The sequence below is a fragment of the Nonomuraea sp. NPDC049486 genome (assembly GCF_040676925.1).
In the GTDB taxonomy this organism is placed as follows: Bacteria; Actinomycetota; Actinomycetes; order Streptosporangiales; family Streptosporangiaceae; genus Nonomuraea; species Nonomuraea ferruginea.
In genome coordinates, this window is the sequence record NZ_JBFAPV010000013.1 from 196508 (window position 1) to 220534 (window position 24027).

The 24027-nt window shown below is 71.1% G+C and carries 22 protein-coding genes; 18 read left to right on the forward strand and 4 right to left on the reverse strand.

The features are described 5' to 3' along the window. Positions 1–95 precede the first annotated feature (95 nt). The 14 genes from AB0K05_RS33020 (at position 96) to AB0K05_RS33085 (ending at position 15272) form a co-directional block, all read left to right on the forward strand. Positions 96–251 carry a hypothetical protein gene (locus AB0K05_RS33020; protein ID WP_271278464.1) on the forward strand — a complete coding sequence of 52 codons (156 nt, stop codon included), beginning with the start codon at positions 96–98 and terminating at the stop codon, positions 249–251. Positions 252–1076: 825 nt separating this feature from the next. Continuing rightward, the gene (locus AB0K05_RS33025) at positions 1077–1949 is read left to right on the forward strand and encodes an endonuclease/exonuclease/phosphatase family protein (RefSeq protein WP_345483110.1); all 873 of its coding nucleotides are present in this window, start codon (positions 1077–1079) and stop codon (positions 1947–1949) included. A 62-nt stretch (positions 1950–2011) separates the two neighbouring features. After that, positions 2012–2590: a pyridoxal 5'-phosphate synthase glutaminase subunit PdxT gene (pdxT, locus tag AB0K05_RS33030; RefSeq protein ID WP_148031185.1), complete on the forward strand. Its 579-nt coding sequence runs from the start codon at positions 2012–2014 to the stop codon at positions 2588–2590. Between the two features lie 3 nt (positions 2591–2593). Next, on the forward strand, positions 2594–3346 hold the full coding sequence (locus AB0K05_RS33035; protein WP_148031186.1) for a YebC/PmpR family DNA-binding transcriptional regulator: 753 nt from the start codon (positions 2594–2596) through the stop codon (positions 3344–3346). Between the two features lie 207 nt (positions 3347–3553). Continuing rightward, the gene (locus AB0K05_RS33040) at positions 3554–5359 is read left to right on the forward strand and encodes a sugar ABC transporter permease (RefSeq protein WP_364234421.1); all 1806 of its coding nucleotides are present in this window, start codon (positions 3554–3556) and stop codon (positions 5357–5359) included. A gap of 11 nt (positions 5360–5370) precedes the next feature. After that, on the forward strand, positions 5371–6537 hold the full coding sequence (locus AB0K05_RS33045) for a GNAT family N-acetyltransferase (RefSeq protein ID WP_364234424.1): 1167 nt from the start codon (positions 5371–5373) through the stop codon (positions 6535–6537). 84 nt (positions 6538–6621) lie between these two features. Beyond that, the gene (gene ruvC / locus AB0K05_RS33050; RefSeq protein WP_148034510.1) at positions 6622–7152 is read left to right on the forward strand and encodes a crossover junction endodeoxyribonuclease RuvC; all 531 of its coding nucleotides are present in this window, start codon (positions 6622–6624) and stop codon (positions 7150–7152) included. After that, a complete protein-coding gene (gene ruvA, locus AB0K05_RS33055; protein WP_364234427.1) occupies positions 7149–7769 on the forward strand; it encodes a Holliday junction branch migration protein RuvA in 621 nt (206 codons plus the stop codon). The genes ruvC and ruvA overlap by 4 nt, the downstream gene beginning before the upstream one ends. 52 nt (positions 7770–7821) lie before the next feature. Continuing rightward, a complete protein-coding gene (ruvB, locus tag AB0K05_RS33060; protein WP_271279058.1) occupies positions 7822–8853 on the forward strand; it encodes a Holliday junction branch migration DNA helicase RuvB in 1032 nt (343 codons plus the stop codon). 219 nt (positions 8854–9072) lie between these two features. Then, positions 9073–9417, forward strand: a complete 345-nt coding sequence (gene yajC, locus AB0K05_RS33065) for a preprotein translocase subunit YajC (RefSeq protein WP_246639244.1) — start codon at positions 9073–9075, stop codon at positions 9415–9417. 34 nt (positions 9418–9451) lie between these two features. Next, complete coding sequence (secD, locus tag AB0K05_RS33070) at positions 9452–11242, forward strand: protein translocase subunit SecD (protein WP_261808501.1); 1791 nt, start codon at positions 9452–9454, stop codon at positions 11240–11242. Position 11243: 1 nt separating this feature from the next. Continuing rightward, complete coding sequence (gene secF / locus AB0K05_RS33075; RefSeq protein WP_148031191.1) at positions 11244–12230, forward strand: protein translocase subunit SecF; 987 nt, start codon at positions 11244–11246, stop codon at positions 12228–12230. 142 nt (positions 12231–12372) lie between these two features. Beyond that, positions 12373–12891 (forward strand): adenine phosphoribosyltransferase, encoded by a 519-nt coding sequence (locus tag AB0K05_RS33080; RefSeq protein ID WP_148031192.1) that lies wholly within the window; start codon positions 12373–12375, stop codon positions 12889–12891. A gap of 188 nt (positions 12892–13079) precedes the next feature. Beyond that, positions 13080–15272, forward strand: coding sequence for a bifunctional (p)ppGpp synthetase/guanosine-3',5'-bis(diphosphate) 3'-pyrophosphohydrolase (locus AB0K05_RS33085; protein WP_148031193.1), 2193 nt, complete (start codon positions 13080–13082; stop codon positions 15270–15272). A 10-nt stretch (positions 15273–15282) separates the two neighbouring features. Here AB0K05_RS33085 and AB0K05_RS33090 read toward each other — a convergent pair whose 3' ends face one another. The 3 genes from AB0K05_RS33090 to AB0K05_RS33100 form a co-directional block, all read right to left on the reverse strand. Continuing rightward, positions 15283–16374 (reverse strand): cupin domain-containing protein, encoded by a 1092-nt coding sequence (locus tag AB0K05_RS33090; protein ID WP_261808502.1) that lies wholly within the window; start codon positions 16372–16374, stop codon positions 15283–15285. A gap of 93 nt (positions 16375–16467) precedes the next feature. Next, the gene (locus tag AB0K05_RS33095; protein ID WP_148031194.1) at positions 16468–17697 is read right to left on the reverse strand and encodes a DUF349 domain-containing protein; all 1230 of its coding nucleotides are present in this window, start codon (positions 17695–17697) and stop codon (positions 16468–16470) included. 61 nt (positions 17698–17758) lie between these two features. Beyond that, positions 17759–18625 carry a peptidylprolyl isomerase gene (locus AB0K05_RS33100; protein ID WP_148031195.1) on the reverse strand — a complete coding sequence of 289 codons (867 nt, stop codon included), beginning with the start codon at positions 18623–18625 and terminating at the stop codon, positions 17759–17761. Between the two features lie 139 nt (positions 18626–18764). Between AB0K05_RS33100 and AB0K05_RS33105 the strand changes: the two genes are divergently transcribed. From AB0K05_RS33105 to aspS, 3 genes are read left to right on the forward strand one after another with little or no spacing between them, the layout of a single operon-like run. Next, the gene (locus tag AB0K05_RS33105; RefSeq protein ID WP_148031196.1) at positions 18765–19448 is read left to right on the forward strand and encodes an MBL fold metallo-hydrolase; all 684 of its coding nucleotides are present in this window, start codon (positions 18765–18767) and stop codon (positions 19446–19448) included. Continuing rightward, positions 19448–20707: a histidine--tRNA ligase gene (gene hisS / locus AB0K05_RS33110; RefSeq protein WP_219543318.1), complete on the forward strand. Its 1260-nt coding sequence runs from the start codon at positions 19448–19450 to the stop codon at positions 20705–20707. The genes AB0K05_RS33105 and hisS overlap by 1 nt, the downstream gene beginning before the upstream one ends. Further along, on the forward strand, positions 20704–22440 hold the full coding sequence (gene aspS / locus AB0K05_RS33115) for an aspartate--tRNA ligase (protein WP_148031198.1): 1737 nt from the start codon (positions 20704–20706) through the stop codon (positions 22438–22440). Before hisS ends, aspS begins: the two co-directional genes overlap by 4 nt. A 55-nt stretch (positions 22441–22495) precedes the next feature. Here the strand turns inward: aspS and AB0K05_RS33120 are convergent, their stop codons facing one another. Then, positions 22496–23386, reverse strand: coding sequence for a peptidylprolyl isomerase (locus AB0K05_RS33120; RefSeq protein ID WP_148031199.1), 891 nt, complete (start codon positions 23384–23386; stop codon positions 22496–22498). Positions 23387–23552: 166 nt separating this feature from the next. On the opposite strand from AB0K05_RS33120, the gene AB0K05_RS33125 reads away from it, so the two are divergent. Continuing rightward, positions 23553–24014: a DUF2231 domain-containing protein gene (locus AB0K05_RS33125; protein ID WP_219543316.1), complete on the forward strand. Its 462-nt coding sequence runs from the start codon at positions 23553–23555 to the stop codon at positions 24012–24014. The last annotated feature ends 13 nt before the right edge of the window (positions 24015–24027 follow it).

Sequence of the window (24027 nt, forward strand, 5' to 3'; positions counted from 1 at the left end):
GCCCTCCCCTCCCGGAGACGGCTATCCGGGAGGGGATCCCAGACCCTCGCCTCTGAGGTCCTCCCAGGAGCTGGGATGCCGCACTCCGTAAGGTCGTGCCGACCGTACGCGAGCCCCGTGCGGAGGCGTACACCAAGGCCACCTTCGTGATGACCGGATCCCGGGCGTTGCGCCGATTCGACCCGTCGGCCCGTGTCAGCGGCCAGATGACGGCCGAGGACACCGTCCGCTGGACGATCGAATGCCCGTGACCCCTCTGAGGGCGGAACCCCGCCCCAGGAGACGGCTACCCACAGATCCTGAACGTGGCGTTCTCTCCGGCGCGGATCCCGGACGCTCGCCCGTGCGGCCCGGGGGCCGGCCGCTACCACTGCGCGACCATCCACCCCGAGCTCACGCTTGCCCGTGGGGCCGGGGGACGGCCCCCACGGGTCCTGAGCGCGGCGTTCCCTCCAACGCGGATTCCCAACGCCGGCCCGTGAGGCCCGAGGGCTGTTACCCGCAGATCCTGAGCGCGGCGTTCTCCGCCGACGCGGATCCCAGAGCCTCGCCCGTGAGGACCTCGAGGAGGTGGGATCGCCCCATGACGCTCGCGCGCGAGGTGGGGGTTTTCGGGTCCTGGCGCGTCACGCTCGCGCGGGGAGGCTTCTCGGGCGCGGACGGTTGTGATGCCCGCGTGAGGTGGAGTTTTGGGGCGCGTTGTGAAGGTGCGCGCGGGAGGTGGGCTGGGACCGCGGTTTTGATGTCCGCGCGGGAGGTGAGCTGGGACCGCGGTTTGATGTCCGCGCAGGAGGTGAGCTGGGACCGCAGTTGTGACGTCCGTGCCAAGGCGGGGTTTTCGGGCCTTGGCTGGTGACACTCGCGCGAGACTAGGTTTTCCCGACTCTGGTTCGTGACGTTCGTGTCGGGGGGCCGCGGACTCTCGCTCGTGGCGTCGTCCCGGAAGCGGGAGTTGCGGGTCTCGCCCGGTGATGAGGCCGGTGGGGTTCCCAGGCTCCGTTTCGCCGGGGTGGGGCTGGGTTGCTGTCTGCTCGTACGGGATCCGCGGGAGTCTGGCCATCTGGTTGGATGCGTTCGTGGTCGCACGGCTGATCCTCACGCTGGCCCTGACCGTCACGGGCGTCGCGACGGACGGGCGGGTCCGGCTGTCGGTGCTCAGTTGGAACGTGTGCGCGGGCACGAACGCGGCGTGCGCCCTGTACCGGGCCGGAGCCCAGGAACTGGCCTGGAACATCAGCGGGCACGCGATCGGCACCCCCGTCCGCCCGGACGTGATCTTCCTGCAGGAGTTCTGCTCCGGCGCGACCCACACCCTCGAACGCACGCTGGAGATCCGCACCGGCCGCGCCTGGACGGTCGGCTCCTGGAGCCTGCTGGACTCCGCCGGCGTCCCGTACCCGTGCCACCCCGACCGCCTAGGCCGCCCGCGCGGCGCGCAGAGCATCGCCGTCGCCGTCGCCCGCCACGAGGCCGACTTCCGCGTCCATCCGCTGCCCTCCCCGCCCTGGTACGTACGCCGCGCCGTCCTCTGCGCCACCGTTCGGGCCATCCGCGTGCACGCCTGCAACACCCACCTGTCGGCCGGCACCCCGTACGACGACAGGCAGCCGGGCGCCCCCTACCGCACCAAACAGATCAGAAGGCTGCTCGACATCGCCGCCAAGGAGGGCCACCGGGCCGTCTTCGGCGGCGACCTGAACGCCGCGCCGCCGGACAGCCGCACCGGCGCCGCCGCCGGCCGCCGCGCGGTCGCCCCCGCCTACCGGCGTCACCGGGAGTGCGACCAGCGCGGCGGCGACCGCACCGGACGGTGGACGCACCTCGGCAGCGGCGGGCGCAAGAAACTCGACTACGTGTTCGCGCCGCCCGGCGCCGTCCGCCGCTGCCACGTCGGCCACGGCGTCACGCTCTCCGATCACCGGCCGCTCTACGCCGAACTGGCTCTGTAGGAAGATGTCAGGTATGTGCGGTGTTGAACGGACGACACCCTGAAGCTGACGGAAGGACGACCGTGCCCGAAATTGGGGTACTCGCTCTGCAAGGCGACGTGCGTGAGCATGTGCGCATGCTCCAGGAGGCGGGCGCCGAGGCCCGCCCCGTGCGCCGGCCGGCCGAGCTCGACGCCGTCGACGCCCTGGTCATCCCCGGCGGCGAGTCGACCACCATGTGGAAGCTCGCCGAGACCTTCGACATGCTCGAACCGCTGCGGATGCGGGTCAAGGAAGGCATGCCCGCCTACGGCTCGTGCGCCGGCATGATCATGCTGGCCGACCGCATCGAGGACGGCGTCGCCGGCCAGCAGACGATCGGCGGCATCGACATGGTGGTCAGGCGCAACGCCTTCGGGCGCCAGGTCGACTCCTTCGAGGCCGGCCTCGACTTCGCCGGCGCCCCCGTGCACGCCGTCTTCATCCGCGCCCCCTGGGTCGAATCGGTCGGGCCGGGAGTCGACGTGCTGGGGCGGGCCGAGCCTGGGGATAGGATCGTCGCGGTCCGACAGGGGCCGTTGCTCGCGACGTCGTTCCATCCCGAGCTGACGGGAGACACGCGCGTGCACCGATACTTCGTAGACATGGTGAGGGAGCTATAGGCGATGTCCGGCCACTCCAAATGGGCGACGACGAAGCACAAGAAGGCCGCGCTCGACGCCAAGCGCGGCAAGCTGTTCGCGAAGCTCATCAAGAACATCGAGGTGGCGGCCAGGACTGGCGGGCCTGACCCGGATGCCAACCCCACGCTGTTCGACGCGATCTTCAAGGCGAAGAAGAACTCGGTCCCCAACGACAACATCGAGCGGGCCCGCAAGCGTGGCGGCGGCCTGGAGGCCGGCGGCGCCGACTACCAGGTCATCATGTACGAGGGCTACGCCCCCGGCGGCGTCGCGGTGCTCATCGAGTGTCTGACCGACAACCGCAACCGCGCCGCCTCGGAGGTCCGGGTCGCGCTGACCCGCAACGGCGGCTCGCTGGCCGACCCCGGCTCGGTGTCCTACATGTTCAACCGCAAGGGCGTCGTGATCGTGCCCGGCGACGGGCTCGACGAGGACACCGTGCTCATGGCCGTGCTCGACGCGGGCGCCGAGGAGGTCAACGACCTGGGCGAGTCGTTCGAGGTGGTGTGCGAGGCGGGCGACCTGGTGCCGGTGCGCAAGGCGCTGCAGGACGCCGGCATCGACTACGACTCGGCCGACTCCAGCTTCCTGCCGACGATGAGCGTGCCCCTCGACGAGGAGGCCGCCAAGAAGGTGTTCCGGCTCATCGACGCGCTCGAGGACAGCGACGACGTGCAGAACGTCTACGCCAACTTCGACGTCTCCGACGAGGTCATGGAGAAGCTCGACGCCTGACGGGCCGCCGTCGCGAGCCTGCTCCTCGCGGGCGCTCAGCGCGCCGTCGCGCGGAGGCGGGCGTGTCGTCCGGCCTGGGTAGCCGGGGGCTCACGGCGTGCCGTCAGCGGCCTCCTGGGGGCCGTCCCAGGGGGGGCCGTCGTTCCCGCTCGGCACGTTCCCGGACGCGTAGCAGGGCGGGCCGGAATCGGCATAGGGTCGGGCGTCGTGACCTCCCGCACTCCTGACTCCCCGGCCCCGGTGCTGGGCTGGCTGCTCCTCATGCCGGCCGTGCTGGGCATGCTGATCACCTTGCTCCTGCCCACGGTCCTGACGATCGGCTTCAGCCTGCGCTCGGGCGGGCTCGTGGGGCCGAGCGCGTTCGCCGGGCTCGGCAACTTCGGCCGGCTGCTCGGCGACGACTCGTTCTGGCCGGCGCTCGGCTTCACCCTGTCGGTGACGATCATGCCGCTGCTCGTCGCCCTGGTGGTCGCGCCGCTGCTGGCGCTCGCCCTCGACCGGGGCGGCGCCTGGGTCAGGCGGGCCGGGCGCATCCTCCTGTCGCTGTCCCTGGTGACCTTCGCGCCGGCCGCCGTCGCCGTCTCCTGGCTGCGCGGGCTCCGGCCGGACGCCGAGGGCCTGACGGCCATGGCACGCTCACTCGCCGAACCGGCGACCGCCCCGGGAACGCTCCGGCTCATCGTCGCCGCGGCCACCTTCGGCGTGGTGTGCGCGGCGGCCGTCCTGGCGTTCCTGCCCGCGCTGCGCGGCGGCACCCTCACCCCGGCCATGCTCGCGGTCGCCGGGATCGTCGCGCTCGCCACCGTCGCGGCGGGGCTGCAGTTGTTCACGCTCGGGCTGGTGCTGACCGGGGGCGGGCCGCGCGACTCCACCCAGACGCTCGCGCTCCTGCAGTACACGTTCACCTGGCGGGCGGCCAGGCTGGGCATGGGAGCCGCGATCGCCACCCTGACGGGCGTGATCCTCGGCGTGCTCGGCATCGCCGCCACGATCCTCGCGATCGCCACCCGCATGCGCCTCACCGTGACCCCCGCCACCGCTCCGGACGAGGACCACTCCGCGCAGGCTCCCGCGGCGGGCCCAGGCAGTCCGTACTTCCAGGCCCAGCCGCAGGACGCCGGGCTCGCGACCGGGCTGTCCGGCCAGCCGCCGGGCGCGGCCGTCCCGTACGGCGCCGCGCCCCCTCCGGGCAACCCGTACGCGCCGGGCACCCCGTACGAGACCGGGGCCGGGAAGCCGGACACCGCCCGGAAGCCCTCGGCGGCGGACGTGGCCGTCGGGGTGGCCGCGCTGCTCGTGGCGACCGTCCTCTTCTTCCTGTGGAGCCGTCCCTGGCTGTCGGCCCTTCTCCAGCCGGCGGAGGCGGGCGCGCCCCACGGGCGGAACGTGCACCTGAACACCTGGCTGCCCGCCTTCGCCGGCGCGCTGGTCTCCGTCGGCGTCGCCTATCTCGGCGCGCTCGGCATCGGCGGCCTGCGCCCGCTGGGCAGGCGCAGCGAGTGGCTTCTGCTGCCGTTCGCCCCCTGGCTGTTCGTCGGCGCGGGCCCGCTCAGCATCGCCAACTGGAACACCCTGCGCGGCCTCGGTCTCGTCGACACCATCGCCGCCCTCGTGCCACCGCTGCTCGTCAGCGTGCCCGCCCTGGTCATCCTCACCCTGCTCTGCAGGGGCCTGGCCGAGCGCAACACCGGTGACCTGCTCTCAGGCGTCGTCAGACCCTCGTTCCCGATGGCCTGCGTCCTGGTCATCGCCGTCACACTGGTGAACGCCCAGGACCTGCTCTGGCCGCTCCTGGTCACCCAGCAGCCGGACCTGGCCACCGCGCCGCTCGCCCAGTTCATGGCGTCGAGCCAGTTCCCCGGCGGCGGCGCCGACGTGGGTCTCGCCACACCGCTGATCGCGATCGTGCTCGCGCTCGCCGCCGCCGTCGCGGCGCAACTGCTGTACCTGGACCGGCTCGCCCTCACCGTCGGGCGCGATATCGGGTCGCGGGAGCACGGGCCGGATGCTTAGGTTGGACGGTTGTGGACATTCGTGACCTGACGGCCGACGACCTCGACGCCGTGCTCGACCTTCGCAAGCGCGCCTTCGGCCCCATCCCCGCCGGACACGTGGAGACCTTCCGCAAGCTGGTGCACCCGACCCTGGCCGCGGGCCGCTACCTGGGAGCCTTCGACGGCGGCCGGATGGCGGCCGCCGCCCGGCTGCGGCCCTTCACCCAGTGGTGGCACGGCAGGCCGCAGCCCATGTCCGGCGTCGCCGGCGTGACCGTCAGCCCGGAAGACCGCGGGCGCGGCGTCGGCAGCCTCATCATGCGCGCCGTGATCGAGCGGGCCGCCGCGCTCGGCGACGCCGTGTCGGCGCTCTATCCCGCCACCACCCCCATCTACCGGTCGCTCGGCTACGAGCACGCGGGCGCCCAGAACCTGATGACCCTGCCCGCCGAGGCGCTGCGCACGATCCCGCCAGGCAAGGACGTCAAGCTCCGCCGGATGGGGCCCGACGACGCCGCCGAGGTCATCGCCCTGCTGCACCGGCTGCACGGCGCCGCCCGCGCCAGCGGCCCCATCACGTACGGGGAGGACATCTGGCGGCTGTGGCTGTCCGAGGAGGACGACTTCCTCTACCTGGCCGACGACGGGTTCGTCGTCTACCGGTGGGACGGCCAGGACATCGAGGTCGACGGCGTGGTCGCCGGCTCGGCCGACACCGCCAGGGCGCTGTGGTCGCTGGTCGGCACGTCCTCGTCGGTCGCCAAGCAGGTCAAGGCCGTGGTCGCGCCCGACGACCCGGTGCTGTGGCTGCTGCGCGAGCGGTCGAAGGAGAAGACCGAGCAGGTGCGGTGGATGTTCCGGGTCATCGACCTGGTGGAGGCGGTGGCGCGCAGGGGCTATCCGGCCGCGGTCGGAGCCGCCGTCGTCGTGCGGGTGGATGACCCGCTGCGGGCGGGCAACGCGGGCCTGTGGCGCCTGGAGTTCGCGGGCGGCTCCGGCGCCGCCACCCGGCTCGGCCAGGCGGACGCCGCCGGGGAAGACGCGCCCGTGCTGAGCGTGAACGCCTTCTCGGCCCTGTACGCCGGCATCCCCACCGCCACGCTGCGGCGCGGCGGGCTCATGACCGGCGACGAGCGCCACGACGAGGTGCTCGACGCCGCGTTCGCCGCTCGCCCGTACATGCTCGACTACTTCTGACAGGCGTTTCCCGGTGCGCGAGCAGGCAGGGCGGGGTAGAGTCTCGTGCCGAACTAGTGTTCGGCGGGGCGGGGAGGCATGCCGGTGCGGGTGATGGGCGTCGATCCGGGGCTGACCCGGTGCGGCCTGGGAGCCGTCGAGGGGCGCCCGGGCGCGCCGCTCAGCCTGGTGGCCGTCGGGGTGGTCCGCACCGCCGCCGGCGACGAGCTGGGCGCCCGGCTCGTCGGCATCGAGGCCGGCATCGAGCAGTGGCTCGACGACGTGCGCCCCGACGCCGTCGCGGTCGAGCGGGTCTTCGCCCAGCACAACGTCCGCACCGTCATGGGCACCGCCCAGGCCGCCGGCATCGCCGTGCTGTGCGCCGCCCGCCGCGGCCTGCCGGTCGCGCTCCACACGCCGTCCGAGGTCAAGGCCGCCATCACCGGCAGCGGCACCGCCGACAAGAAGCAGATCGGCGCCATGGTCACCCGGCTGCTGCGGCTGAGCGAGATGCCCAGGCCGGCCGACGCCGCCGACGCGCTGGCGCTGGCCATCTGCCACGTGTGGCGCGGCGGCGCCCAGCACCGCCTGGCCGAGGCCGTCGCCCGCGCCTCGCGGAAGGGCGTGCGGCCGTGATCGCCTCCGTGACCGGCCGGGTGGCCGCCGTCGCCCCCGACGCGGCCGTCGTCGAGGTCGGCGGCGTCGGCGTCCTCGTCCACTGCACGCCAGGCACCCTCGCCACGCTCAGGACCGGGCAGGAGGCGCGCCTGGCCACCTCGCTCGTGGTGCGCGAGGAGTCGCTCACCCTGTACGGTTTCGCGACCGACGACGAGCGGGCCGTCTTCGAGCTGCTCCAGACGGCCAGCGGCGTCGGCCCCAAGCTCGCCCTGGCCATGCTCGCCGTCCACTCCCCGCAGGCCCTGCGCGTGGCCGTGGCCGGAGCCGACCTCAAGGCGCTCACCCAGGTGCCGGGCATCGGCCAGAAGGGCGCCCAGCGCATCGTCCTGGAGCTGAAAGACCGCCTGGGCGCCTCCCCTGAGGCGGTCGACGCCGCGCTCAACGGCTCGCGCAAGGACACCCTGTGGCGCGAGCAGGTCCACTCGGGGCTGGTCGGGCTGGGCTACTCCGGCAAGGACGCCGACGAGGCCGTCGCCGCCGTCGAGCCCCAGGCGGAGGCCGACCTGGCCGCCGGCCGCACGCCGCAGATCGCCGCCCTCCTGAAGGCCGCGCTCCGGGCGCTGAGCGTCCGATGACCCGCCACCCTGGAGGCGTGGGCCCGTCCCGATCCCCGGCGGAGGTGGTGTCGTGACGTTCGAGCGGGAGCTCGTGTCGCCCGACGCCGACGGCGAGGAGCGGCAGATCGAGGCGGCGCTGCGGCCCAAGCGGCTGGCGGAGTTCATCGGCCAGGCCCGGGTGCGCGAGCAGCTGTCACTGGTGCTGGAGAGCGCGCTGCGGCGGCAGCGGCCGCCCGACCACGTGCTGATGAACGGGTCGCCGGGGCTCGGCAAGACGACCCTCGCCATGATCATCGCGGCGGAGCTGAGCGCGCCGCTGCGCATCACGTCCGGCCCCGCGCTGGAGCGCGCCGGCGACCTGGCGGCCATCCTGTCGACGCTGGGCGACGGCGAGGTGCTGTTCATCGACGAGATCCACCGGATGGCCCGCCCCGCCGAGGAGATGCTCTACATGGCGATGGAGGATTTCCGCGTCGACATCGTCGTCGGCAAGGGTCCCGGCGCCACCGCTATCCCACTCGACATCGCCCCCTTCACGCTCGTCGGCGCCACCACCCGGGCCGGCCTGCTGCCGGCGCCGCTGCGCGACCGGTTCGGGTTCACCGCCCACATGGACTTCTACGAGACCGGCGAACTGGAGCAGGTGCTGCGCCGCTCGGCCGCGCTGCTCGCCGTCGAGCTGCCCGACGACGCCGCCAACGAGATCGCCAGGCGCTCGCGCGGCACCCCCCGCATCGCCAACCGGCTGCTGCGCCGCGTGCGCGACTACGCCGACGTGCGCGCCGGCGGCGTGGTCGACCGCGCGGTGGCCGCCAGGGCGCTGGAGCTGTACGAGGTCGACGGCGAGGGGCTCGACCGGCTCGACCGGGCGGTGCTCGGCGCGCTGCTGCGCAAGTTCGGCGGCGGCCCCGTCGGCCTGTCCACCCTCGCCGTGTCCGTGGGGGAGGAGCCGGAGACCGTCGAGGTGGTGGCCGAGCCGTTCCTGGTGCGGCAGGGCCTGATCGCGCGCACCCCGCGCGGCCGGGTCGCCACCGCCGCCGCCTGGACGCATCTCGGCATGACACCACCGCCCGACGCGTTCGGTGCCGGACCCTCCACCTGATCACGAATCGGTTGCAACCATTGCGAATCGGGAACTTCCCCGCGCGCCGAAACGCTGCCTCGTTGCCGCGTTTCGCAACAAGCGCCTACACTCCGTGGCTTGGCTGGCTGTGTAGGCTGATGCGCTGAGCGGCGCCGCCCGCAACCGCGGAATTTCCGGCGGGAAGCCGGTGTCAACTCACTGTACGACGATGGAAGGTCGCCCCTGATGGACCAACTCATGAGCATCGCGCCGCTGATCCTTCTGGTGGTGGTGTTCTACTTCCTGCTGATTCGCCCGCAGCGCAAGCGCCAGCAGGAGGCGATCCAGATGCAGAACTCGTTGACGCCGGGCACTCGTGTCATGACGACGACAGGCCTGTTCGGCACCGTCGTCGCGGTGGACAATGAAGATGTCGTCCTCGAGATCGCGCCCAACATCGAGACGCGCTGGGTCAAGGCCGCCATCGGCCGTATCGTCACGCCGGGTGACCCGGTGGCCGACGAGCCCATCGCCGACGAGCCGGCCGACGGTGACACGAGCGCGGAGCACAACGACGACCAGGACTCCCGCAAGAAGTCCTGAACCCATGACCCCAATCCGAAAGAACTGACGACCAGTGGCCCGACCGACCAGCAGCCACAGCAAGCCGGGGCGAACGCTCCTGCTGCTCCTGGCGCTCATCCTCGCCCTGGGCGGGACGATGTTCTTGCAGAAGGCGTTCACGCCGAAACTAGGACTCGATCTCGCCGGCGGTACGACGGTGACACTGTCACCGGTCACCCAGGACGGTGCCTCTCCTCCCGAGGAGATCCTCGACCGCGCGGTCAACATCATCCGCGACCGGGTCAACGGCACCGGCATCTCCGACGCCGAGGTCGCCAAGTCAGGCGACAACATCATCATCTCCATCCCGGGCGTCGGGCAGAGCGAGGCCATCAAGCTGGTCGCCACCACTGCGGAGCTCCGCTTCCGGCAGGTCCTGGCGATGGAGATGACTCCGATCGCGCAGGAACAGCTCGCCACCGAGGCGCCCAGTCCGGACGTCTCCCCGACGGCGTCGACGGCCCCGTCGTCGACGCCGTCGGTCGCGCCGAGCCAGTCGGCCAGGCCGCAGCCTTCGGGGTCACCGTCAGTCTCTCCGACCGGGAAGGCGCTCTCGTCGGCGCTGACCGACCCGGCGCCGTCGACTTCCCCGACTCCCTCTCAGGGCGACAGGGGCAACAGGGACAAGAAGTCGACACCGTCGCCGTCAGCGACCGACGAGCCCGCACCAGATCCCAACGCTCAGACCCCCAACCCGCAGATCGACACCAAGGGCATCGACCCGGCCGTGCTCAAGCAGTACGCCGCGCTCGACTGCACCGACCCGAAGAACCGAGGCCAGGGAGTCCAGGACGACCCCGGCAAGCAGTACGCCGCGTGTGAGTCCAACGGCAGCTTCAAGTACGTCCTCGACGTAGCGAAGGTCGTCGGCACCGACATCAGCACCGCCACAGCCGGAGTCCAGCAGGGCACCACCGAATGGGTGGTCCAGCTCGACTTCAAGAGCGCCGGCGCCCAGGAGTGGAGCAAGCTCACCTCCACCGCCTACAACTCGCAGGAACCGCGCAACAAGGTCGCGGTGGTCCTCGACGGCGTCGTCATCACCGCTCCCAACATCATCAGCCCGATTCCCGGCGGCCGCGCCGAGATCACCGGCCAGTTCGACCAGCAGTCCGCCACCGAACTCGCCGAGCAGCTCAAGTACGGCGCGCTTCCGCTGAAGTTCGAGCGCAGCTCCATCGACACGGTCTCCTCGACGCTCGGCCAGGACCAGCTCCAGGGCGGCCTCATCTCCGGCGTCATCGGCCTGGCCCTCGTGGTCGTCTACTGCCTGCTCTACTACCGCGGCCTCGGCATCGTGGCCGTGCTGAGCCTCGTCGTCGCCTCGATCCTGACCTACACCGCGGTGGTCGTGCTGGGGCAGAACGCCGGTTTCCGGCTCTCCCTGCCGCACATCATCGGCCTGGTGGTCTCCATCGGCATCACCGCCGACTCGTTCATCGTGTACTTCGAACGCATACGCGACGAGATGAAGGAGGGCAGGCGGACTCTCCGCGCGGCCGTCGAAGTGGCCTGGGTCCGCGCCCGGCGCACGATCCTGATCGCCGACGCCGTCATGTTCATCGCCGCGATCGTGCTCTACCTGCTGTCGGTGGGCGGCGTCGCCGGCTTCGCCTTCGCGATGGGCCTGACCACGCTGATCGACGTCGTCGTGGTGTTCATGTTCACCAAGCCCTTCATCGCGCTGCTGGCCAGACTGAAGTTCTTCGCCAAGGGTCATCCGCTGTCCGGCCTGGACGCCGAGCGCATGAGCGTGGCCGACACCAGCGGATCCGTCCGCAAGACCACCCCGCGGGAGGCCTGAGATGGGACTGGGGCGACGCCTCTACCGGGGCGAGATCGACGTCGACTTCGTCGGGAAGTGGCGGCTGTGGTACAGCCTGTCCGCCATCCTGCTGGTGATCTCCTTCGCTGGCCTGCTCTGGAACGGGCTCAACCTGGGCGTCGAGTTCAAGGGCGGTTCGGTCTTCTCCTTCCAGCCGACGCAGACCGTCAGCGTCCAGGAGGTGCGCGAGACGTTCAGCGAGCAGGGCATCCACCAGCCGATCGTGCAGACCGCCGGCGACCGCTACCGCGTCACCACCGAGACGCTCGTCGAGAGCCAGAGCCTGCGGATGCAGGACGTGATCTCCAAGGAGTTCGGCACCCCCGTCGAGCAGGTCAACGTGCAGTCGATCGGCGCCTCGTGGGGCGGTGAGGTCTCCACCAAGGCGCTGTGGGGCCTGGTCGCGTTCATGGTGGCGATCATCGCCTACCTGTCGATGGCGTTCGAGCCGAAGATGGCGCTCGCCGCGATCGTCGCGCTGCTGCACGACCTCGTCATCACGGCCGGCGTCTACGCCTGGTCCGGGTTCGAGGTCACGCCGGCGACGCTGCTGGGCTTCCTGACCATCCTGGGTTACTCGCTCTACGACGCGGTCGTGGTGTTCGACATGATCAAGGAGGTCACGGCCAAGCTCGGCACCACGTCGAAGCAGACCTACTCGATGGCCGCCAACGACGCGCTCAACCACACGCTGATCCGCTCGCTGAACACGTCGCTGGTCGCGATCCTGCCGGTGGCGGCGATCCTGTTCATCGGCACCACCGTGCTCGGCGCCGGCACGCTGAAGGACCTCGCGCTGGCCCTGTTCGTCGGCATGGTGGTCGGCACCTACTCGTCGATCTGCGTGGCCACGCCGCTGCTGGTGACGCTCAAGGAGCGGGAGCCGAAGTACCAGGCCATCGCCAGGAGGCTCGCCTCCACCGGCGGCGGCAAGGGCGCCAGGCGCGCCGCCGCGGCCAAGGGCTGACCTGTCCGCACGCGCCCCCGTCCCCTCCCGGGCGGGGGCGCAGCCGTGGGGACGTCAGGGGCGGGAATGCGCCATCATGAAGCCCGGCGGACGCGGACCCCTCCACGTCGCCACCCACCTTGACCCCTCCGAGGAGCACCTCATGAGCGACCTGACCGCGCTGATCCTGGACCGCATCCGGGACGTGCCCGACTACCCCAAGCCCGGCGTGGTGTTCAAGGACATCACCCCGCTGCTCGCCGACCACGCCGTGTTCTGCGCCGTGGTGGACGCCCTGGCCGACGGGTTCGAGGCCGACAAGATCGTGGGCATCGAGGCGCGCGGCTTCATCCTGGCCGCGCCGGTGGCCTACCAGGAGGGTGCCGGCTTCGTACCTGTGCGTAAGAAGGGCAAACTGCCTGCCGCCGTGCTCGAAGAGTCCTACGATCTGGAATACGGTTCGGCGACCATCGAGGTGCACGACGACGCTTTCTCGCCCGGCGACCGGGTGCTCATCGTCGACGACGTGCTGGCCACGGGCGGCACGGCGGCGGCGGCGGTGGAGCTCGTGCGCAGGACGGGAGCCGAGGTGGTGGGCGTCTCCGTGCTGATGGAGCTCGCCTTCCTGAAGGGGCGCGAGCGCCTCACGGGAGTGGAGACCCGCTCCCTGCTGATCGTCTGAGGAGAGGACCCGAGGCGGTCCGGGTGCGTCGCCTGGATACACTGGGGATCTGGACTCGAACGTAAGGAGTCTGAGTGCCCCGTGATGTGGTCGTGCCCGACGTAACGGACGCGAGTGGTGCCGCCGCGCAAGCCGATGCCGCGCCGGCCGCACCCGCGGCGCGCCGTCGGCGGTTTGGGGGTGGGGCCATGAATCCGGTGCTGGAGCCGCTCTTCCGCACTGTCCGGGCCACCCACCCCAAGGCCGACCTGCGTGTCATCGAGCGCGCCTACGAGGTGGCGGCTCACCACCACCGCGACCAGAAGCGCAAGAGCGGCGACCCGTACATCACCCACCCGCTGGCGGTGGCGACGATCCTGGCCGAGCTCGGCACCGACGACGAGACGCTCTGCGCGGCCCTGCTGCACGACACCGTCGAAGACACCGCCTACGGCCTCGACGAGCTGCGCGGTGACTTCGGCGACACGATCGCCTCGCTGGTCGACGGCGTCACCAAGCTCGACAAGGTCAAGTTCGGCGACGCGGCCCAGGCCGAGACCGTGCGCAAGATGGTCGTGGCCATGTCCCGCGACATCCGGGTGCTGATCATCAAGCTGGCCGACCGGCTCCACAACATGCGCACGATGCGCTACCTGCCGGAGCACAAGCGCCACCAGAAGTCCCGCGAGACCCTGGAGATCTTCGCCCCGCTGGCCCACCGCCTGGGCATGAACACGATCAAGTGGGAGCTAGAAGATCTCGCCTTCGCCATGCTCTATCCCAAGCGCTACGACGAGATCGCGCGCATGGTGTCGGAGCGGGCGCCGCGGCGCGACCTGTTCCTGCAGGAGGTCATCGAGAAGGTCTCCGGCGACCTGCGCGAGGCCCGCATCCGGGCCGTGGTCAAGGGCAGGCCGAAGCACTACTACTCGGTCTACCAGAAGATGATCGCCCGCGACGTCGCCTTCGACGACATCTACGACCTGGTGGGCATCCGAGTCCTGGTCGACTCCGTACGCGACTGCTATGCGGCGCTCGGAACGATCCACGCGCGCTGGAACCCGGTCCCCGGCCGGTTCAAGGACTACATCGCGATGCCCAAGTTCAACATGTACCAATCGCTGCACACCACGGTGATCGGTCCCGAGGGCAAGCCGGTGGAGCTGCAGATCCGCACCCACGCCATGCACCACAGGGCCGAGTACGGCGTGGCCGCGCACTGGAAGTACAAGGAGGAGGTCGGCGGGCCCGGCCCCGTCGGCAAGGTCAAGCCCGGCAGCGACATGGCCTGGCTGCGCCAGCTCCTCGACTGGCAGAAGGAGACGGCCGACCCGGGCGAGTTCCTGGAGTCGCTCCGGTTCGACCTGTCGGTGTCGGAGGTCTACGTCTTCACCCCGAAGGGCCAGGTCATCGCCCTGCCCGAGGGCGGCACCCCCGTCGACTTCGCCTACGCGGTCCACACCGAGGTGGGCCACCGCTGCATCGGCGCCCGGGTCAACGGCCGGCTGGTGCCCCTGGAGTCGCGGCTGGGCAACGGCGACACGGTCGAGATCTTCACCTCCAAGTCGCCCGACGCCGGGCCCTCGCGCGACTGGCTGAAGTTCGTCAAGTCGGGCCGCGCCCGTAACAAGATCCGGCAGTGGTTCTCCAAGGAGCGCCGCGAGACCGCGATCGAGGCGGGCAAGGAGGCCATCGGCCGGGCGATGCGCAAGCAGGGCCTGCCGCTGCAGCGCCTGATGTCCGGCGAGGCGCTGCTGGCGCTCGCCCGTGACCTGCGCTACCCCGACGTGTCGGCGCTGTACGCGGCCGTCGGAGAGGGCCACACGGCCGCCCAGACGGTCGTGCAGAAGCTGGTGGCGTCCATCGGCGGCGTGGAGAGCGCCGAGGAGGACATCGCCGAGACCTCGCTGCCGACCCGGCTGCGCGGCCGCCCCAGGGGTGGAGGCGGCGCGGGCGTGGTGGTGGCGGGCGACGCCGACGTGTGGGTGCGGTTGTCGAAGTGCTGCACCCCCGTGCCCGGCGACGAGATCGTCGGCTTCGTCACCCGCGGCCACGGCGTCTCGGTCCACCGCTCCGACTGCACCAACATCCAGCAGCTCAGGTCGCAGCCCGACCGGCTGGTGGAGGTCAGCTGGTCGCCCGGCGACGACAGCGTGTTCCTGGTGGCCATCCAGGTGGAGGCGCTCGACCGGCCCAGGCTGCTGTCCGACGTCACCCGTACGCTTTCCGACCAGCACGTCAACATCCTGAGCGCCTCCGTGACCACCTCGCGCGACCGGGTGGCCGTCAGCAAGTTCACCTTCGAGATGGGCGACCCCAAGCACCTGGGCCACGTCCTGAAGGCCGTGCGCGGCATCCAGGGCGTCTACGACGTCTACCGCGTCAGCGGCGCGGGCGGCTGAGGGGCCGCCGTCACCGCATCCGCAGGTCCGGCAGGTCGACCACGATCGCCTCCTGGGTGCTGCGGGCGATGACCACCACCGCCTCCTGCTCCGGGTCCGGGTTCTCCTCGCGGTGCGGGACGAACGGCGGCACGAACACGTAGTCGCCCGGCCCGGTCTCGATCCGCCGCTCCCCGCCGTCCTCCAGGAACACGAACACCGGCCTGCCGCTCACCACGTAGATGGCGGTCTCCGACTCGCCGTGATGGTGGTCGGCCGAGCGGGTCGCGGGCGCCACGTGCGTCTGGCCCATCCAGAGCCGCCGTGAGCCGGTGGTGGCGTCGCTGACCGCCGCCAGCCGGCGCATCCCCGCGCTCTGCGCCGTCGCCCCGGACAGGTCCTCAGGAGTGAGGTGCCGCAGCGGACGGTGGAAGACGTCGCCGTCGGCCCGGTATCCCTCCCACAGGCGTCCACCGGCCCGCTCCAGCACCCCTCCGGCCACCGCCGCCAGCTCGCCGGGCGTCTCCCGTGCCTTCAGCAGCGCCTGGGCCAGCTCGGGATCGTGCGCGCGCAGCTCACGCAGCAGCCACTTGCCGCCGCCCTGCCAGCGCCCGCCCAGCGACAGCGCCAGCCGCGCGGCCTCCTCGACCACGTTCCACTCGATGAACGCCCGCTCGCCCGGGTCGGTCACCCCGGCCAGATCGTCCAGCAGATCGGACAGCACGTAGCGGGCCCTGCCGAGCGCGGCGTCGTGCGGAGCCCCGGGGCCGCGCTCCAGCCGCCCTCTCAGCTCCTCCCTGAGCGCCTCCAGCCGCCCGCCACTCCGGTCGGCCAGCACGATCCCCTCGGCGCAGAGGCGGGCCAGCACGGGCTGCCGGTTGCCGAAGTCACGCTCCAGCCAGGCCCCGAAGCTGGTCTGGCTGTGCACGAGCAGCTCGACCGGCCAGTCGTGCCGGCGCAGGGACTCCCGGTACGGTGCCGCGAGCCCGTCGACGACGACCAGGATGTCGAGGTCGGAGGTGGGGGTCCGGCGCCCGGCCGCCACGCTGCCGCCGAGCAGGGCGTACAGCGCCTCCGGGAACAGCTCGTCGACCAGGGCACGGGCCTCGCTCACAGGATCCATGGCGGCCACGATAGCCAACCGGGCACACCATGATCGAGACCTCCGGCTCGCCGGCCCCGCCTCCGCTGGGCAGGGACCGCGAGCCGGGCTCGGTCAGCTGAACTCGGCGAGCGTGCGCTCGGCCTCCTCCAGCCAGGCGCGGCGGGCCGTGATGGCCTCCTCCGCCTCCTTGACGTCCTTGGCCCGTCCGGCCGCCTGCGCCTTGGCCAGGCGCTTCTCCAACTGCTCGATGGAGGTGCGCAGCTGGTCGACGGTGCTCTGAGCGCGGGCGCGGGCCTCGGGGTTGGAGCGCTTCCACTCGGCGTCCTCGGCCTTGCGCACGGCCTCGTCGACCTTGCGCAGCCCGCCTTCCAAGCGGTCGCGGTGCTCGCGGGGGACCGGGCCGGCCGCCTCCCAGCGCTCCAGGATGTGGCGGAGCTGGCCCCTGGCGGTGCGCACGTCGGTGACCGGGAGCAGCTTCTCGGCCTCGATCAGCAGCTCCTCCTTCACCTGCGCGTTGGCGGCGAGCGAGGCGTCACGCTCGGCGAACACCGCCGAGCGGGCCTGGAAGAACTGGTCCTGGGCGGCCTTGAAGCGACCCCACAGCTCGTCCTCGACCTCCCTGGAGGCCCGGCCGGCGCTCTTCCAGCGCTGCATCAGATCCCGGTAGACGGCCGCGGTCTGCCCCCAGTCGGTGGAGTCGGCGATCGCCTCGGCCTCGGCGACGATGGCCTCCTTGGTGGCACGCACACCCTCGCGCTGCTCGTCGAGGGTGGCGAAGTAGGCCTTGCGCCGCTTGGCGAAGGCGGTGCGGGCGGTCGACAGGCGCTTCCACAGCTGCGCCTCCGTCACCCTGTCGATCCGGTCGGCGGCCTTCCACTCCTCGACGAGCTGACGCAGCCGCTCACCGCCGGACTTCCAGTGGGTGGTCTCCTCGGCGATGCGCTCGGCCTCGGCGACGATCCGCTCCTTGACGGCCCTGGCCTCGGCGCGGGCGACCTCGCGCGCCGCCTTCAGCTCCTCGCGGCGCTGCGCGACCAGCGCGGTCAGCCCGTCGAGCCGGGCCGTCAGCGCGCCGAGGTCACCGACGGCGTGCGCGTCGGCCACGGCCTCGCGCAGCTTGACGATGCTCGCCTCGGCCTGCGCGGGCGCCAGGTCGGTGCCCCGCACCCGCTGCTCCAGCAGCTGGACCTGGCCCGCCAGCTCGTCGTACTTGCGATGGAAGTAGGCCAGCGCCTCTTCGGGTTCGCCGGCCTGCCAGGACCCGACGGCCCGCTCTCCCTCAGCCGTTCGCACGTAGACGGTGCCGTCGTCGTCTACCCGGCCCCACGGGTCGGTGCTCACCGTGTCCTCCCGCACTTTCCATCAGACCCTTCGGGACTGTTCGTCCCTAGTTTGTATTACGTCAGCTCTTGCCAGCGATTGTCACGTCTTTGATTTCCACGGTTTCCTTCGGCGCTCCGGTGCCGTCAGCCGTACCTGCCAGGACACCCGCCTTGTTCACCTTGTCCAGGATGTCGAGCCCCTTCGTGATCGTACCCACCGGTGTGTAAAGCGGGTCGAGCTGGATATCGCCGTACACCAGGAAGAACTGGCTGCCCGTGCTGCCCGGGGCCTGCGTCTTGGCCATCGCCATCACGCCCCGCTTGTACTTGGCGTCCTTGGTGTTCTCCTCCACCAGCACGTAGCCGGGGCCGCCCGAGCCGTCGGTCTGGCTCTTGCCGTCGGCCTTGGCCGTCGGGTCGCCGCACTGCAGCATCGGGAACTGCTCGTTGCCCAGCCGGTGGCACTTGCTGCCGTCGTAATAGTCCTTCTCCGCCAGGAACTGCAGCGAGTTGACGGTGCACGGCGCCTTGGCGTTGTCGAGCTCGACCACGATGTCGCCGAGACCGGTCTTCATCGTCATCGTCTTCTTGGCCGGCTTCAGGTCCACCTTCTCCGGCGGCATGCCGACGTCCTTGACCTGACCGCCGCCGGTGTCGGCGACATAGCCGCAGGTGCCGGTCTTCTCGTCGTAGGGCTTCGGCTGAGCGACCGCCGGGGCGGACGTGCTCGCCTGCGCCGACGGCTCGGCGGCCGCCTCTGTGGGCTCGTCGCCGCCGCCCAGCAGGGCGACCGAGGCCACGATGCCGCCGACCACGACGACGACGCCCACGGTGGAGCCGATGATCGCCATGCGCTTGTTGCGCTGCTCGCGCTCGAGCCGGCGCTGCTGTTGGCGCTCGTAGTGCTCGCGTGCCAGCTGCTTCTGCCGGTCCTTGCCCGTGGCCACCGCTTTGCCTCCCGTAGTCAATCAACTGAGGTGGGCGAATCGTATCGGCCAAAGGCCGATGATTCGCAGCCCGGCGACCCGCACCGGTACCCTTCGGTTACATTCCCATTGGCTTTTTTGACGAGATCAGCTGAGGCAGATGCTCATCGCCGGCTTCCCCGCAGGGGCCTTCCAGACCAATTGTTACGTCATCGCGCCCGCGGAAGGCGAGGAGTGCGTGATCATAGACCCCGGTCAGGACGCTGTCGAGGGGGTCGACGAACTGCTGCGTGAGCATCGTCTCAAGCCGGTCGCGGTCCTGCTCACCCACGGCCACCTCGACCACGTCTGGTCGGTCGCCCCGGTGTGCGGCGCGCGCGGCGTGCCGGCCTGGATCCACCCCGACGACCGCCACCTGCTGAGCGACCCGGCGGCGGGCTGGTCTTCCACGAGCTCCTCCCTCTTCGGCGACCTCACCCTCAGCGAGCCCGACGACGTGCGCGAGCTGTCCGACGGCGCCACGCTGGAACTCGCGGGCATGGAGCTGGTCGTCGACCACACGCCCGGCCATACCAGGGGGTCGGTGAGCTTCAGGGGAGACGCGGGCCGCGGCGTGATGTTCTCCGGTGACCTGCTGTTCGCCGGCTCCATCGGCCGCACCGACCTGCCGGGCGGCGACTATCCGACGATCCTGCGCAGCCTCGCCGCCAAGTGCCTGCCGCTGCCTGACGATACGGTCGTCCTGCCGGGCCACGGACCACAGACCACGATCGGCCGCGAGCGCGCCACCAATCCTTATCTCAAGGAGGCCGCGCCGCACGCCGGTCCCACAAGAGGAATCTGATGACCTTCCAAGCACCCAAAGGCACCTTCGACTGGCTGCCTCCCCGCTCCGAGCAGGTGCTCGCCGTCCGCGAGGCGCTCGTCGCCCCGGCCAGGCGCGCGGGATACGGCTACGTCGAGACGCCGGTCTTCGAAGACACCCAGCTGTTCGCCAGGGGAGTGGGCGAGTCCACCGACATCGTCTCCAAGGAGATGTACACCTTCCCCGACAAGAAGGGCCGTTCGCTGACGTTGCGCCCGGAGGGCACGGCGTCGGTGGTCCGCGCCGTGCTCCAGCACGGCCTGCACAACGGCCAGCTGCCGGTGAAGCTGTGGTACTCGGGCAGCCAGTTCCGCTACGAGCGCGCCCAGAAGGGCCGCTACCGCCACTTCTGGCAGGTCGGCGCGGAGGCGCTGGGCGCCGAGGACCCGGCGCTCGACGCCGAGCTGATCGTGCTCGCCGCCCGCGCCTTCGCCTCGCTGGGCCTGCGTCAGTTCACGCTGCTGCTCAACTCGCTCGGCGACAAGACCTGCCGCCCCGCCTACCGCGCCGCGCTGCAGGAGTTCCTGCGCGGGCTCGACCTGGACGAGGAGACGCGGGCCCGGATCGAGATCAACCCGCTGCGGGTGCTCGACGACAAGCGCCCCGAGGTGCAGGCCCAGCTCGGCGGCGCGCCGCTGGTCGTCGACCACCTGTGCGCCGCCTGCAAGGCCTACCACGAGGAGGTCCGCGCCCTGCTGAAGGCCTCCGGCGTCGCGTACGAGGACGACCCGAGGCTGGTGCGCGGGCTCGACTACTACACCCGCACCACGTTCGAGTTCGTCCACGGCGGGCTCGGCTCGCAGTCGGCGATCGGCGGCGGCGGCCGCTACGACGGGCTCAGCGAGATGCTCGGCGGTCCGCCGCTGCCCAGCGTCGGCTGGGCGCTCGGCGTCGACCGCACGGTCCTGGCCATGGAGTCCGAGGGGCTGCTCGGCGATGCCGCGCCCGGCGGCGTCCAGGTGTACGGTGTCGCGCTGGGCGACGACGCCCGCCGCCGGATGTTCCTGCTCGTGGCCGAGCTGCGCGAGGCCGGCGTCAGCGCCGACATGGCCTTCGGCGGCAAGGGGCTCAAGGGAGCGATGAAGGGCGCCGACCGCTCGGGGGCCCGTTACGCGCTGATCTTGGGCGAGCGTGACCTGGCGGCGCAAGCCGTGCAAGTGAAAGACCTGACCACCGCTGAGCAGACCGAGGTGCCGCTGGCCCGGGTCGTGGAAGTCTTGAAGGGGAAAGTGCAGTGATCCGCACGCATACGGCCGGGTCGCTCCGCAAGGAGCACGCCGGGCAGCAGGTGACGCTCGCCGGATGGGTGGCCCGCCGCCGTGACCACGGCGGGGTGGTCTTCATCGATCTGCGCGACGCCTCCGGCTCGGCGCAGGTGGTCTTCCGGGAGGAGGACCACGCCCACGACCTGCGCGCCGAATACTGCGTGAAGGTGGTCGGCCAGGTCCGCGTGCGCCCCGAGGGCAACGAGAACCCCGACCTGCCCACCGGCGAGGTCGAGGTGGTGGCCGACGCGGTCGAGGTGCTCAGTGAGTCCGCGCCGCTGCCGTTCCCCATCGAGGGCGGCACGGGCGTCTCCGAGGAGGCCCGGCTGAAGTACCGCTACCTCGACATCCGCCGCCCGCAGGTGGCCGAGGCGATGCGGGTGCGCTCCAAGGCGACCTACCTCGCCAACGAGGTGATGAACGAGCTCGGCTTCGTCTACGTCGAGACGCCGACGCTGACCCGCTCCACCCCCGAGGGCGCCCGCGACTTCCTGGTGCCGGTCCGGCTCCAGCCGGGCAGCTGGTACGCCCTGCCGCAGTCGCCGCAGCTGTTCAAGCAGCTGCTGCAGGTGGCCGGCCTGGAGCGCTACTACCAGCTCGCCAAGTGCTACCGCGACGAGGACCTGCGCGCCGACCGGCAGCCGGAGTTCACCCAGATCGACATCGAGATGTCCTTCGTCGACCAGGAGGACGTCATCGCGGTCGGCGAGAAGCTGATCGGCCGGCTGTGGCGCGAGATCCTCGGCTACGAGATCCCCCTGCCGCTGCCCCGCATGACCTACGCCGACGCGATGGCCCGCTACGGCTCCGACAAGCCCGACCTGCGCTTCGGCCAGGAGCTCGTCGACATGACCGACTACTTCTCCGGCACCTCCTTCCGCGTCTTCCAGGCCGAGTACGTCGGCGCGGTCGTCATGCCGGGCGGCGCCTCCCAGACCCGCAAGGAGCTCGACGGCTGGCAGGAGTGGGCGCGCAGCCGCGGGGCCAAGGGCCTGGCCTACGTGCTCGTCCAGGAAGACGGCACGCTCGGCGGCCCGGTCGCCAAGAACCTGTCCGAGCAGGAGATCTCCGGCCTGGCGGGCAAGGTCGGCGCCGCGCCCGGCGACGCGGTGTTCTTCGCCGCGGGCGCCCGCGGCGCCGCCCGCGACCTGCTCGGCGCCGCCCGCCTGGAGATCGGCCGCCGCTGCGGGCTCATCGACGAGTCGCTCTGGTCGTTCCTGTGGGTCGTGGACGCGCCCATGTTCGAGGAGGACGGCGAGGGCGGCTGGACCGCCGTGCACCACCCGTTCACCGGTCCCAAGCCGGAGTGGTCCGACAACTTCCAGGACCATCCGGGCGAGGCGCTCGCCTACGCCTACGACATGGTCTGCAACGGCATGGAGATCGGCGGCGGCTCGATCCGCATCCACCGCGCCGAGATGCAGCAGCGCGTCTTCGACGTGCTCGGCATCTCCAAGGAGGAGGCGGAGAGCAAGTTCGGCTTCCTGCTGGAGGCGTTCAAGTACGGCCCGCCGCCGCACGGCGGCATCGCCTACGGCTGGGACCGCATCTGCATGCTGCTGTCGGACGGCGAGTCGATCCGCGACGTGATCGCGTTCCCGAAGACGGCCTCCGGCTTCGACCCGCTCACCGGCGCGCCCACGCCCATCACGGCCGGGCAGCGCAAGGAGGCGGGCGTCGACGCCCGGCCCAAGGCCGACGCCTGACATGCGAAACGGCAGGCGCCCACCGCGGCGCCTGCCGTATCTTTCGCGGCTCTTCTTAGGAGAGCTTGACCTTCTTGATGATGATCGGCGTCTTGGGCGCCGTGGAGCCGCCGTCGCCGGTGATGTCGTCGTCGTTGACGATCACGCCGTCCTTGGCCACCTTGTCGATGATCTCCAGGCCGGAGGTCACCATGCCGAGCACCGAGTACACCGGGTCGATCTGGGTGTTCTCGTCCGACAGCGAGATGGCGAACTGGCTGCTGTTCTGGCCCGCCGCGTCGGCCGGCTGCGTCAGGAACACCACGCCCCTGCCGTACGGGATCGCGCCCGCGGCCTCGTCGAGGAACGTGTAGCCCGCCGTGCCCTGGCCGTCGGTCGGGTTCTCGCCGTCGGCCTTGGCCTTCGGGTCGCCGCACTGCAGCAGGTAGAGCCCCGACACCTCGGGCGTCACCAGCCGGTGACACTTGGTGTTGTCGTAGAAGCCCTTCTTGGCCAGGAACGCCATCGAGTTCACCGAGCAGGGCGTGAGCTGCGGGTCGACCTCGATGACGATGTCACCGTGGTTGGTCGTGACCGTCATCTTCGACAGCTTCAGGTTCGGCTTCTTGCCCGGCATGCCCACGTACTTCATCGGCACGTCCGAGGTGTCCCGCTTGTATTGGCAGGTCACCGGGCCGGTCTTGGTCGGCGTCGGGAGCGCCGTGATGGGCTCCTCCGTGGGACTGGCGGACGCCGAGGACTCGGCCGCCGCCGGCGTGCCTGGCGCGTTGTTGTTGACCAGGGTCGTCACGGCGAAGATGCCACCGGCCACCACAGCGACGGCCACGCCCGCGCCGATGAAGGTGTTGCGCCTCGCCTTGGACGACTGCTCGGCGGCGCGTTGCCGCTGCCGCTCCTTGTGCTGACGCGCCAATTCGCTCTGGCGGTCGTCGTCGTCGCCGCTCACCGGTATGTCCTCCATCTTTGCCTACACATGACCAAACAACTTGGGGAATGCTACCGGCCCTAGATATGTGCTGGACGTAAGTGACCAGAAGCCACCTGTGTGGCCGGAAGGGTGGAACCATATCGATCCGGGATTCGTAGTTGAAAACGAAACTAAGGAGCCCCGGATGTTCGATCAGGTTCTCGGCCTGCCCGCGCACCCCCTCGTGGTGCACTTCGCGGTGGTGCTGACGCCCATGCTCGTGGCGGTCGCCGTAGCCTACGCCCTCGTGCCCCGCTGGCGGGCCGCGACGGCGTGGGCGGTGACGCTGCTCTCGATCGCCGCCCCCGTGGCTGTCTTCGCCGCCTGGCAGAGCGGGCAGAGCCTCAAGGCCGCCCGCTTCGCCACCGCCGGGGGCGAGCTCGGCCAGCGGATCAGCGCCCACGAGGCGCACGCCGTCCCCCTGCTGCTGTCGGCCGCGGGTCTCGGTTCGGTGTCGCTCGTCCTGGTCTACGCCTCCCGCGGCGACCGGTTCGGCAGGCCCGGCACGGCGGTGCTGTCCGCCCTGACCGTGGTGCTGGCCGCGGTGACGGCGTACTACGTCTTCCTGGCGGGGGACTCGGGCGCGAGAGCCGTGTGGGAGCTGTAACCTCGCGGATGTG